We start from the raw sequence: 12,631 nt of genomic DNA on the forward strand, positions 1-12,631 counted from the left end.
ACATGCGCGGTAGTTGAATGGTTCGTTCAACGCCAGACCAACCACCGGGCCGAACAGATCAAGACCATGGAGGTCGCCAAAGGCCGCACCGAGCTTCGAGCTGTTACAGGCCCCGATTATGGCCGCATCTTCGACCACGAACTGGTCTCCGCCGTACAGCGCATCGCGGGCAACGGCACCGGCGACACGCGCTGGAAGGTGCCGGGCGTGCTCGACTGGTCGACCGGCATCTACAACCCGCGCGTGGACGTGACGAAAAAGACGACGACGCTCTACGCATCGGACCGCGACGTGTTCCTGTTCCTCGTCGATGACATGAACCCCATCGAGGCGGGGCTGCTGCCCGACGGCTCGCCCGACCTCTATTTTCGGGGGTTCTACTGCTGGAATTCCGAGGTGGGCGCCAAGACGCTCGGCATGGCCAGCTTCTATCTCCGGGCAGTCTGCCAAAACCGCAACCTCTGGGGTGTCGAAGACTTCCAGGAGATCACGATCCGGCACTCGAAATACGCCGCTTCCCGCTTCGCTCACGAGGCCGCCCCGGCGCTGAGCCGCTTTGCCGAGTCCTCGCCGGCGCCCTTCATCGATGGCATCCGTGCAGCGCGGGAGAAGATCGTCGCGCGCTCGGACGAGGACCGTCAGGATTTCCTCCGCAAACGCGGGTTCTCGAAGGCGGAGACGGGGCGGATTGTCGAGACGGTGCTGGCCGAGGAAGGCCGCCCGCCCGAGAGCGTCTTCGACTTCGTGCGAGGGATCACGGCGGTCGCCCGCTCGAAGCCGCAGCAGGATGCGCGGCTGGTCATGGAGGGGAAGGCGAAGGCGTTGTTGGAGAAAGCCTAATTGCGTCGAATATAAATTGGGATCAATGCCCTATCGTGATAATCTCAAGCACTGAATGAAGATATCGAGGGGCGTCACAGCCCCTCGATCGTGAACTCGGGCGCACCTTGCCAAACCAGCTTCCAGCTCGCGCCAGGGCGGACATTCTGGATGATCCCGGGATCTAAGGCGACAAAGCACCGTCCGCCCGGGTGGCGCACGGAGGGGTAGATCAGCCCGCGATGCCCCTCTGCCCTCAAGTCGGCGGCAAGGCGCTGCCCGGCCGGGTAGCCCCGCTCGGGGACCGAATCGAGCGCCGGATGCGCCTCTCCGTGCAGATCCGGGAAATCCCCGATAAAATCCGCCAGCAGTTCCACGTAGCGCGCCTCGTCCTCGTAGCGGCCGATGAAGCCCAATTCACGGGTCCGGTGAAATCCAACTTCCTGCGCGCTCGTCAGCATGTCCCAGGCGCAGTACCACGCACCGCGGTCGCCAGTGTTGAACCGGTTGCCCTTGGGCCTCGTGTAGGTGAATGCCGCGTTGATATGGCTCTGACCGTAAAGGGTCAGGTCATGCGACCGCCGCGCGAAGGCGAGTTCGCGGCGGTCGAGCGCGGGACTGCCCTGCGCTTCGGCGATCAGGCGGGCGCTCGTCTCGCCTTCGATCTCGGCCAAGATGTCTGCCTCCTCGTCGCTGTCGACCAGCCCCCTCAGCACTGGGGGCTTGTGATGGGTCTCGGAAATCAGCCTGACAAGAGCACGGTCATTGACCGACGTGATCCTCAAACCCCGCCCCGCAGCGCATCAACATAGCCCCGCACGCGCAGGATCTTGGGCAATCCCCCTTCGATCATCGCGTCCACGGGCCGCGCGCCGTCGAACTCCGGACCTCGGTTCGGCAGCCTCGCCCAATCCCGCGAGATCGGTTCGTTGAAGTAAAGCTCAAGCGACTTGTAAAGGCCGATCAGCGCGCTTAATCGCAGCATCTGGTCCCGCGTCAAATCCCCTGCAAAATCAGGCTTCTTCGCCCGCTTCCAGGTCGAGTCCGACATATCCGCCAGTGCCGCCGCCTCACGCAGGGTGAGCGACCAGGCCTCCGCGATCCGAGCGAAGGCCTTTAGCGCGACACCCTGCCGATCCGGCGCAGGACGTTCCAGAACAACGTTTTCCATGAGTTGGCGCTCCTTCCTAGCTTGACTGATGGTATAAGTCCATATGGATCACATTACAAGTCCATATGACCTATGTTGTGCCTACAGAGTGAGAGGTGGGCCGGGTTTTCCGTGACGGGTTTGGAGGTCGGGAGAGAGGCTCCCGGCTGGCCCGTCGCGGAGATATCCCATGAGACCCACGCAACAGAAGATCACCCTCAGCGCCTCGCGCGACATTCCCTTCAACAAGCTGATGCTCAGCCAGTCGAACGTGCGCCACGTCAAGGCGGGCGTGTCGATCGAGGAACTGGCCGAGGGTGAGACGCGCCCGGAAATCTGTCCAGTGGACCGATTTCAGCGACGAACGCCATTCGCCATGCGAATGGCCGGGCGCGGCGGACGCTGCTCAGCTCCATCACCGTGCGGCCCGTGCTGGACGAGAGCGGTGCCGAGACCGGCATGTACACGATCCCGGCGGGCGGGCGGCGGTTCCGGGCGCTCGAACTGCTCGTCAAACAGAAGCGCATGAACAAGACCGCGTTGGTGCCCTGCATCGTCCGCACCGACGGGCTCGCCGAGGAATACAGCCTGGCCGAGAACGTCCAGCGCGCGCCGCTGCATCCGCTCGACCAGTTCCGTGCCTTCCGGGCGATGCGCGAGAAGGGCCGCACAGAGGAGGAGATCGCCGCGGCCTTCCTCGTCTCGGCCAGCGTGGTCAAGCAGCGGCTGAAGCTCGCCGCCGTCGCCCCCTCGCTGCTCGACGCCTATGCCGAGGAGGAGATGACGCTCGACCAGCTCATGGCCTTCACGGTCATCCGATCAATGCTGGGTCATCGATCGGGCGTCCACGACAACTAAGGGGACAGGCGCAGGGGCGCTAGGCGTCGGACTGCTCGCGCAGCGCTGTCACGGTCCTGTCCCGGTCCGCCTGTCGTCAAAGGCCTTCAAGGTCGATGACGACCGCTGCGTGGTCGCTGGCGTGCGGTCTGTTGCGGCCAACGTCGGCATAGTGCGGCCCGCCGGCGCGGTCGGAATCCGTGCCGAGCCCTTTGCGGACGACAACGGGTTTGGCATCCGGCCAGAGACGCGCCAGCGCCGGCGAGGCAAGCAGCGCATCCGGACAGTGATACTTGCCCGAATGCCTGTCGTAATAGGTCCACCGGTCCGCTTGCGGCAGACGCTGCAGCAGGTCGACCGAGAACCCGGCCTCGAGCGGGCGGATCGCACGGGGGCCGCTGTCACCGACGGTGTCGGGTTCGTTCAGATCGCCGATGATCAGCCACAGCGCCTGCTCGGCTGCCTCGAACCGACGCTCGATTATGCGGCGTGTCGCCAGCGCCTCAAGCCGACGGGTCGCCCATGCCGTCTCGGGATCGGGATAGGCGGATTTGAAGTGGCAGGCAAACAGCGTCACCCTGCCGATGGTCACCATCAGGCAATCGCGCCGAAACACCGGGAGGTCGGGATTGACCTCTGGGGGCGGTACGAGATCCAGTTGATCCGGGGTCAACGCCGCGTGGCTCTTGACGGCATCGACGCGACGCCGCGACAGCAGCGCGACGTCCAGCCCACGTCCATCGTTGCCCGGCAGACAGATACGGTGTCGGTAGGGTCGCGTTCCTGTCGCCAGCAGGTCGGTGTCATGGAAGTATTCCAGGGTCTCGAGATCGAAAACCTCCTGCAGGACGACCACATCGGCATCCAGGTGGGAGATCAGCTTCGCGGTCAATCGGCGGTCGATCGGGTCGAGCGTCTCGGCTTCGGGATCGTCCGAATCCCAGGCGCCGTGCAGATGCCGGGTGTCTGCGGTGGTCAAGAGCCGCAGGTTTTGGACGTTCAGGGTTGCGATGCGCATGGTGCCGGAAGGATTGCACGCGCCACGGCCTCGGGGAAGGCATGATATCGGCACGATCCCGCAACAGGCGGCATTGCGGTGCCCGTCGCGCGGAGCCGCCGTGTCGCCCTGTCCCCTTGTCGCCCTGTCGCCCTGTCGCCGGATACTGGTCGCGACCTGCGGGACCATCGGCTCTTGCGGGCGCGGCAATCGCCAATGCAACAGCCGTTCGCCCCTGCGATGCCCAACATTTTCACGCCGCCGATGGGTCGGAAACCGCGGGGTGCGACAACAGCGCGCGTCAGATCCAGAGGTCGAATGCTAAACTTAAACGGGAAACACGATTCGCCGACAATTTTTTAACGATAGCTTTTTTCATGCCTGCGTCGTCGGCCTTCATTGACAGGGAGAGCAAGACCATGGCGACAAAACAGAAGCAAAAGGGCAATGACAGCCCTCCCCCCGACAAGTTTGAAGTCACCATCGAGATCAAGGACCCGACAGAAGCGCGCCCCCTGGTGCGCGAGCGCGGGCTTGATCTCGTGCGCAGCGTGATCCTCGACGGAGGCGACCGCCATCTGCTGGTCCTGTACCTCAACAAGGCGGAAATCGCCGAGCTGAAAAAGAGCGGCTATGCGCTCGAGGTTGGTGAGAACGTCAGCGAGCAGGGCCTCAAGCGCCAAACCGAGGTGGCCAAGGGCGACCGGTTCGACGGTGGGCGGATCCCGCCCAAGGGGCTGGGTGTCCAGCGTGCACCCGCCCAGGACGGATCCGGACAGGAAGGGCCCCAGTGACATGCCATATATGAACATCACCGAAGTCCAGTCGGCCACACAAGCACTGGCAACCGCCTATCCGGGCACGTGCGAGCTGATCACACTGCCCAACCAGACCCACGAAGGGCGCGACGTCTATGGCCTGCGTCTGGGTCTCGGCGCGCTCGACAGCCGCCCGGGCATCGCCTTTATCGGCGGTCAGCACGCCCGCGAATGGGGCAGTTGCGAGATTTGCGTGAACTTCGCCGCCGATCTGCTTGAGGCATACAGCCTGAACACCGGTCTGAGCTATGGCGGGCAAAGCTATTCGGCCACGACCGTCAAACGGCTGATCGAGGACGCCCAGATCTTCGTGCTGCCGATGGTGAACCCCGATGGGCGCCATTACAGCCAGACGAGCTTTGCGATGTGGCGCAAGAACCGAAACCCGGGCGGTGCGGTCGATCTGAACCGGAACTATGACGTGCTGTGGGACTTCAACACCACGATGCATCCCAGTACGAACCTGTGGGTTTCTGACAGCCCGGCCTCGGACATGTATCATGGCACGGCTCCGTTTTCCGAACCCGAAACCCAAAACGTGAAGTGGCTGTTCGACACCTACCCGCAGATCCGCTGGGCGGTCGACATTCACAGCTTCAGCGAGCTTCTCTATCATGTCTGGGGCCACGACCAGAACCAGGTCGAACACCCGGCACAGAACTTTACCAATGCGTCGTTTGACGGCCAACGCGGTCTGAAAGACGACACGACCTACGCCGAATACATCCCGGCTGCCGATCTCGGGACGCAATGCGGGTTGGTTCAGGCGATGCAGACCGCCCTCTTCAACGTGCGCGGCATCACCTACACGACCGGGCAAAGCTTTGAGCTTTATGCCACCACGGGAACGCTGTCGGATTACCCCTATAGTCGCCACATCGCCAATCCCGCGCTGACCAAGACGCATGGGTTCCTGATCGAATGGGGAACGGATTTCCAACCCGGCTGGGCGGAGATGGAGAACATCATCCTCGATGTCTCATCGGCGCTTGTCGCCTTTGCCGATACCGCCCTCGATGATTGCAATGTGCTCAACATCACGCTGCAGACGCCGTCGCTGCAATTCATCGACGTGCCCGAGACGGAAACCACCAGTCGGGCCGTCACCTTCCATGTGCAATCCTGCTGCAAGATGGATTTTGAGATCGTATCCGGCCCCACCGTCAGCAGCGGTCCGGCCGGCACGGCCTTTGGCACACCGCTTGGCACCAGTGATGCCGCACCGGCAGCACCCGGCAGTTATTCCAGCGCGCATCTGTGGGTTTCCTATACCGGCACCGCGGCAGGCGACACGGCGACCGGCGAAATCACCGTGCGCTGCCGCCAGACCCGACAGGAATGGGTCGTTCCGATCACCACCAACGTGATCGCGCGTCCGACGGCTGCTGCGCTGCTGGTGTTCGATCAATCCAATTCGATGAGCTTTGCATCCGGCATCGGCGCGGGGATCACACGCGGCGACGTGCTGAAATTCTCGGCCCCTCCGGTGGTCGACATCATCGAGGACACCAACGCGCTGGGCATATTGCGCTTCGATCACGACACGCATGACACCATGCCCATCACCGATATCGATCTGTCCGCGCGAAACCTCGCCAACGGCCACATCGCCGGATACGGGCACAATCCCAACGGCTGGACCTCGATCGGCGAAGCCGTCGACCGCGGCCAGCAACTGCTCGGAGCGCCGTCGATCACGCAGGACGTCAAGGCGATGATCGTGCTGACCGACGGGCGCGAAAACCACGGGCCACACACGCGCCAATCCATCTCGGATGTGGCCGGGTCGATCACAGACCGGGTCTATGCCATTGGACTGGGTGAGCCCGGCGCGCTCGATCCCTCAGCGTTGCAAAGCCTGTGCAATGGCCATCAGGGGTACATGCTGATCACCGGCGCTCTCGATACCGATGCGCTGTTCAAACTGACCAAATACTACCAGCAGATCCTCGCGGGGGTGACCAACAACGAAATCGTCGTCGATCCCGAAGGCTATGCCCTGCCCGGCCATCGCCATGAAATACCGGTCAAGCTGTCCGAAACCGACATCTCGGTCGATTTCATGCTGCTGTCGCCGCTGCCGCAGGTGTTCCGCTTCTCGTTGATCACGCCAACCGGCGCGGTCGTCGATTACGGCACGGCCGCGACCGATCCCGCGATCGAACTGGGGGGCGGCAAGCAGCTGCGCTTTTACCGCATGACCCTGCCGCTGGCGCTGAAGGACACGCCAAGCCACGGCGGCACATGGAAAGCCGTGGTCGAGATCGACGAAAAACTCTATGACCGCTACGTCCGGAAACACAACGACGACGTCTACGCGCCCGGCAGCGGCCCATCGTCCACGGCCCATGGCGTGCGGTACGCGGTGATGGCGCGCGCCTGGTCGAACCTGCGGATGGCCGTACAATCGAGCCAGACCGGCTTCGAACCCGGTGCCGAACAGCACCTGCAAGCCCGCCTGACCGAGTTTGGCGTGCCGGTCGACAATCGCGCCAGCGTCTGGGCCGCTGTCGAGGGGCCAACGGGCGCCAAGTCCGTGGTGTCATTCACCGAAACCGCCCCGGGCGTCTTCGACGCAACGCTTCCGCTCGCTCAGGTTGGCGTCCACACCAGCCAGGTAATGGCCAGCGGCAAGACGTTTCGCGGCACCGAGTTCACCCGGGAACTGATCGTCACCGGCGCGGTCTGGGACGGCGGCGACCGCCCGCCGCCGGGCGGCGGCACCCCAGCGGATGCCAATGACAAGCCCGGTCTCGACCTGTGCTGCCTGCTCGAATGCTTGCTGGGCATGGAGGGCGTGCAGAAACTGCTGAAGGAAAACGGCATTCCGCCGGAGGATTTCAAGCAGTGCCTGGAACGATGCTGCCGGGACATGACGACCGGCAAACCGCCGACAGTGGCGGGGATCGAGGCTCTCGTGCGGGACGCGACAAACCGCCTTGCGAAAGGGCTCGGCATTGCGTCGGGCACGCAAGCAAAACCGGGCGATGACGGCTGCGCCCAATAAAGCGTGAACGGAAATTGGCTGACGAGAAGCGCCTTGTCAGCCAAGCCCTGCGACCGATCTGCTGTGCCGCGGTGACCGCACCGGTCGGTGCCGCCAAGCGGTGTCCTTGACCGATTGCCGCCCTGCGCACGTCTGGACGCAGGACGGTCCTGCCGGCAGCGCCGCACAGGTTCGGCGGATCCACCGCTTGACTTATCGCAAGGCACCCGGGGCAGTTTGCTGCAGTCTTGTGTCATCGGTTTTGGATCGGGGTGTGGACATGCAGTATATCTCAGGGTGGAAGATTGGAGTTGTCGGTATTGCCGTTCTGGCGGTGCACACGGCGGTCGCCGCGGCTGAAGAAGCCGTTGCGACGACGTCGCTGAACGTGCGCACAGGCCCCGGAATCACGTATGAGATCGTCGATACGCTGTCCCCGGGCGAGGTTGTCGATCTTACCGAATGCCAGACCAATGGCTGGTGCTACATTTCCGACGACGACCGCACCGGTTGGGTCAGTTCTAGGTTTCTGACCGCGCCCCCCAGCGCCGGCGTGCCCGGAACCGGGTGTCGGTTCGAACTGGAATTCGGACGTGACGGACCCAGTTTCCGGATCGTCTGCGGCGACGGTGGCGACGGTGGCGACGGTGGCGATGATGCGGAGGATGACGAAACGAATCCGGTCGAGCCTGACGAGGCCGCTGGAATCGATCCATTCCCCGTCGGCACCCAGGCCTGTTTCTACGACGCGCCGAATTTCGGCGGCGCCGCGTTCTGCCGCGGGCCGGTCGTCCTGAACAGCCTGCCCGGCGCGGCCAATGATGCAATCACGTCCGTCATGGTCGGCGAGAACGTTCAGGTCCGGCTGTGCCAGGATGTAAATATGGGCGGATTTTGTCGCACCGTGACGGCAAGCGAGGGCCAGCTTGGCGGTCTGCTCGACAACGCGGTGTCATCGTTGCAGGTGTTCGACGGGCCGCCGCCACCGCTTCCGCGCGCGAACACCGCCTGTTTTTACGACCTGCCGAATTTCTCGGGCGCGAGCTTCTGCCGCGGCGTGACGTTTCTGGGGCAGCTACCCGCCGAAGCGGACAATCGGATCAGCTCGATCCGGATCGCCGGTGACGTGCATGTCGAACTGTGCCAGGACCGCGATCTTGGCGGCTTCTGCCGGGAGGTCACGGGCGACGAAGCCGCGCTTGGCGGGTTGCTCAACAACCAGGTGACGTCGCTGCGGGTGTTCCGGCCCTGATGCGGACGCGGCAAGCGGCGCAGGTCCGGCGTCCTACCGTTTGATCCCGGACTGACAACAGGGGTCCGAGATCCGGGCTGACACGGCCTCTTTGAGCAGACACACGTTTGCCGAACCGCGCAACATGTCCCGAAAGGTCCAGGCACGGCAATCGTCATCGTCTTCGCAGGCCTGCATGCAGGCCCGCCAACCCCCGTCGCCAACAGGGAAGACCGACAGGTCGTTGCCCGGAATGCGGGTATTCGGCAGCGGCGGCTGGGCCAGTGTCGCAGGCGGAACGATCCGCGCGGGCGGCGTGGCGGATTCGGCCTGTGCGCCCAACCTGTCGCCGACCGGGCAGCGCACCCGGTAGTCGGATACGAATTCCCAAGTCCACAAATTTTCCTCTCCGGTGCAGCCCGTATTGCCCGAACGCCCCACACTAATGGAGATGTCCAGGGTCAGGTGGCCCGGGTTTGCGTTACAGATCAGGGCGCTGACCTCTTCCTCGAAGGCGGTGAACGGATAATCCGCGAAGCCGTCCCGGCAAGATAGCGGCCGCACGCCGGAATCGCGCAGGTTCCAGTGCTCGCGCACGCAAATATCGAGCCTGCGGGACGCATTGCGTCGCGCCCGGTTCGGGTTCGTCGGATGCGTACCCGAAACGCTGAAAGCGCGTTGCACCCAGGTACCGCCAGAGAACCCCGGGCCCACGTCGTACGTCGCCTGGCACCAGCGGGTGACCTCGGCGGCGGCGCGTGTCGCCGGGACCATGGCCAAGAGCGCTGTGCAGCACAGGGTTGCCCATGCAAGGCGTTTGCCGGTTCGTGCCACAACGGGGCTGTGGATCGTGGTCATGACGTTCTCCTGTACCGGGCGCGGCTGGAATGCCTGTGTGATCGTCCGTTCCATCTACCGCTTGATACCCGACTGGCAGCAGGTGTCGGATATCCGGGCCGACACGGAACCCTTCAACAGGCACACGTTCTCCGTGCCGCGAAACGCGTCGCGAAATGTCCAGGCCCGGCAGTCGTCGTTGTCTTGGCAGGCCTGCATGCAGGCCCTCCACCCCCCTGCGCCGACGGGAAAGACCGACAGATCGTTGCCGGGAATACGGGTGTTCGGCAGCGGCGGCTGGGCCAGCGTGGCAGGCGGTACGATCCGTGCGGGCGGCGTAACGACTTCGGCGCCGGGAAAGACGACATCCGTGCAGCGCAATGGAAATCTCTCCGCGATGCTGCGCAGCCTTGGATGCCCGTCGGATACGCAGCCGGTGTCGCCTTCGAAGAACACCGACAGGTCGATGAAGATCAGCGCATGACCGGGATTGAGCCTGCACACCTCCGCCGTCATCTCGCTCAGAAAGGATGTGTAGGGCCAGTCTTGCATGGTCAGGCACGCATTCGGTCGGGCCGACGCTTGGCGGGAATTCCACGCCTCGTCGATACAGGCGTCGATTTTGTCGCGGGCATTGCGCCGGGCCTGGTTGGGGTTGTGCATGGTCCAGCCCGCCGCGCGGATTTCGTGCCAGGGCCCGTGCAGGGCCTCGTCGACAGGCTCGACGACGATGGTTGCCTCGCACCACCGCGTCGTCGCGGATGCCGGGCCGGTCATCGCAGCCAGAAATACCGCGAACACGCACAGCAGCGTCATCGTGACAGAGCGAAGAGCGGATTGCCAGGGAACGGGTGTCCTGTTTCGTATCAGCGGGCTAACCAATGTCTGCGCTCTCCTATTTTTGCCGTGCGAACCAAGCCTGTGTTAGTCGGCACAACGGAAAATGCGTCATCGAACGACCCGAAACCGGAGTGCAGCGGTTCGCTGTTTTTTGGTCCACGGCAGGTCACGTGGTCCGGGCCTTCCACCATTCATTTTCTGGTCAAATGGGTGGCCGCTCATTGATATACGTCAAAAAGCCAAGTGCTTCTGCCAGCGCGACCGCGAAAGGGGCCGTCGGATACCGTTGGGGGCGTCGCAGCCTTTCGATTTTGGCCGTGACGCGCAGATCTGCGCGAGTTGCAGGCGACCGGCAGCGCATTGCATATCAATGGCACACGAAGTTTCGTCTCGGCGCGACTTTGGCGGTGGTATCCACGCCACTTTCGCCAGATCACGTGACCGAGGTATTTCGATGCGCGGAGAGCTTCGTTCCGCGCGATCCCTGCCTAGTCCGGGCGGCCCATCAGGCGATCGATCGGGGCGTAATCGTCGGTCAAAAGCTGGCCCCTTGTCGCGGCGATCTGCGCGACCATGTCATCCGCCAGCGCGCCGAACCGGGTCAGGTCGGGCGCTGCGGTGGTGAATTCGCCCACAGGCGTCCGGGTCCGGCCACCGACCACGACGAACACCATGCGCTGGCCGGGTGCCGGTTGCCCCATCTGGGTCCAGACCTCGACCACCGGAAACACCGTTCTCATCGTGGCGACGATCGAGGCCACGGCGCGAAGCCTGTCTTCGTGATCGATGACGTTCATCAGGAAGCTCCCCTCGGGCGTCAACCGGTCCGACGCCAGGCGAAAGAACTCCTGCGTGACAAGATGAACGGGCACGACGACGTCGGTGAAGGCATCGCCGATGATGATGTCGTAGCGCTGATCGGGGCGGGTCAGAAGCGCACGGCGACCGTCCTCGTGGAGGATCGTTGCCGTTGTCGGATCGAACCAGAACGCCTCGGAGGCAAGCCGGGTGACGGCCGGGTCGATCTCGGCGACGGTGATCGGGCCGGTTCCGCGCGTGGCGAACGCCCTCGGCACGGCGTAGTTGCCACCGCCGATATGGAAACTGGTGAAATCCGGGCGCGGGGCCCGGTTCATCGACAGCGCGTCCAGCATCGCGGTGTGCTCGGTGAACTGCACCAGCGGCAGGTCCCGCGCGCTGATCCCGTGCGCCAGGTGATCGATCACCATCAGGTGCACAGGCCGGGACGGATCGGCGGAAATATCTTCGGTGCGCAGGCAGAAATAACGGCTCTCGCGGTCGCAGGGGTTGGGTGCGGCCAGCGCCATCCCGGCAACGACAACCACCGCGAGGCCAGCGGCCAGGGCACCGTAACGTCCGTGCGCGCCGCTCAACCACAGGAAAAGCAGACCCATACCGGCATAGGTGACCGCGACCACCACCAGCGTCGCGGAGGACCCGAGCCACGAGATGAACACGAAGCCCGCAAGCAACGTGCCCGCAATCGCGCCGATCGCGCCCGAGGCGAATATCGCGCCAAGCGCCGGGCCGGTTCGGTGCGCCGTCGTCACCGCGATCTGCGCGAGTACCGGCGCGGGGACGCCCGCAAAGAAGGACGGCAGGAAAAAGACCAGCGCCGTCAGCGCGGTGATGCCCCAGACCGGCTGCGTAACGGTCCGCAAGACCGGCTCGGCCAGCGCAGGCAGAACAAGAACCGCCCCCGCCGTCGTGACGGCCCCCGCCATCAACGCGCCGCCCGTCCAGCAAAGCGCCTTCGCCACCGATTTCTCGGCCAGTCGCCCCCCCCACCAGTGCCCGGCGGAAAAGCCCGCCAGCACGACGGCGATGACCGCGGTCCAGGTATAGAGCGACATGCCGACATGCGGTGCCAGCATCCGCCCGGCGACGATCTCGACCACCAGAGACGCGGCGCTGACAATGCACTGTGAAGTTATCAATAGCCACAAGGGCACGCTGCGTTTCATTCCCGGTTCCCTGACGCCTCTTCGTTGGCGAAGATGGGGCCAGCGCAGATCCCGGGCAAGCATGTTTATCCCGTTGTTCCGGCGAAACATGCACCGCCATCTCCGGCCCCGCCTCGATCCGGGCCGGGGCG

General features: G+C 64.1%; 9 protein-coding genes and 3 pseudogenes. 5 read left to right on the forward strand and 7 right to left on the reverse strand.

The annotated features are described in order from the left end of the window. Positions 1-36: 36 nt before the first annotated feature. Positions 37-840, forward strand: a pseudogene (locus ACXYMN_RS01675) (DUF932 domain-containing protein); the annotation flags it as partial. Positions 841-914: 74 nt separating this feature from the next. Here the strand turns inward: ACXYMN_RS01675 and ACXYMN_RS01680 are convergent. Together ACXYMN_RS01680 and ACXYMN_RS01685 are read right to left on the reverse strand one after the other, a co-directional pair. Further along, a complete protein-coding gene (locus ACXYMN_RS01680) occupies positions 915-1,604 on the reverse strand; it encodes an RES family NAD+ phosphorylase (protein ID WP_459011652.1) in 690 nt (229 codons plus the stop codon). After that, positions 1,601-1,990: an antitoxin Xre-like helix-turn-helix domain-containing protein gene (locus ACXYMN_RS01685; RefSeq protein ID WP_459011653.1), complete on the reverse strand. Its 390-nt coding sequence runs from the start codon at positions 1,988-1,990 to the stop codon at positions 1,601-1,603. The genes ACXYMN_RS01680 and ACXYMN_RS01685 overlap by 4 nt, the downstream gene beginning before the upstream one ends. A gap of 169 nt (positions 1,991-2,159) precedes the next feature. Between ACXYMN_RS01685 and ACXYMN_RS01690 the strand changes: the two are divergent. Further along, positions 2,160-2,782, forward strand: a pseudogene (locus ACXYMN_RS01690) (ParB/RepB/Spo0J family partition protein); the annotation flags it as partial. Positions 2,783-2,903: 121 nt separating this feature from the next. On the opposite strand, the gene ACXYMN_RS01695 reads toward ACXYMN_RS01690, so the two are convergent. Continuing rightward, positions 2,904-3,824: an endonuclease/exonuclease/phosphatase family protein gene (locus tag ACXYMN_RS01695; protein WP_459011655.1), complete on the reverse strand. Its 921-nt coding sequence runs from the start codon at positions 3,822-3,824 to the stop codon at positions 2,904-2,906. 398 nt (positions 3,825-4,222) lie between these two features. Here ACXYMN_RS01695 and ACXYMN_RS01700 point away from each other — a divergent pair, with 398 nt between their 5' ends. From ACXYMN_RS01700 to ACXYMN_RS01710, 3 genes are all read left to right on the forward strand, one after another. Further along, positions 4,223-4,597, forward strand: a complete 375-nt coding sequence (locus ACXYMN_RS01700; protein ID WP_459011656.1) for a hypothetical protein — start codon at positions 4,223-4,225, stop codon at positions 4,595-4,597. Position 4,598: 1 nt separating this feature from the next. Then, entirely contained in the window at positions 4,599-7,628 is a 3,030-nt protein-coding gene (locus tag ACXYMN_RS01705; RefSeq protein WP_459011658.1) for a M14 family zinc carboxypeptidase, read from the forward strand. 259 nt (positions 7,629-7,887) lie between these two features. After that, positions 7,888-8,859 (forward strand): SH3 domain-containing protein, encoded by a 972-nt coding sequence (locus ACXYMN_RS01710; RefSeq protein ID WP_459011659.1) that lies wholly within the window; start codon positions 7,888-7,890, stop codon positions 8,857-8,859. A 33-nt stretch (positions 8,860-8,892) separates the two neighbouring features. Here the strand turns inward: ACXYMN_RS01710 and ACXYMN_RS01715 are convergent, their stop codons facing one another. The 4 genes and pseudogenes from ACXYMN_RS01715 to ACXYMN_RS01730 form a co-directional block, all read right to left on the reverse strand. Further along, a complete protein-coding gene (locus ACXYMN_RS01715; protein WP_459012341.1) occupies positions 8,893-9,612 on the reverse strand; it encodes a PAN domain-containing protein in 720 nt (239 codons plus the stop codon). A 138-nt stretch (positions 9,613-9,750) separates the two neighbouring features. Further along, entirely contained in the window at positions 9,751-10,491 is a 741-nt protein-coding gene (locus tag ACXYMN_RS01720) for a PAN domain-containing protein (RefSeq protein WP_459011661.1), read from the reverse strand. Between the two features lie 404 nt (positions 10,492-10,895). Beyond that, positions 10,896-10,997: pseudogene (locus ACXYMN_RS01725) on the reverse strand (IS5/IS1182 family transposase); the annotation flags it as partial. A gap of 6 nt (positions 10,998-11,003) precedes the next feature. Beyond that, the gene (locus ACXYMN_RS01730; protein ID WP_459011662.1) at positions 11,004-12,500 is read right to left on the reverse strand and encodes a fused MFS/spermidine synthase; all 1,497 of its coding nucleotides are present in this window, start codon (positions 12,498-12,500) and stop codon (positions 11,004-11,006) included. Positions 12,501-12,631 lie beyond the last annotated feature (131 nt).

This window comes from Roseivivax sp. CAU 1753, assembly GCF_054482575.1.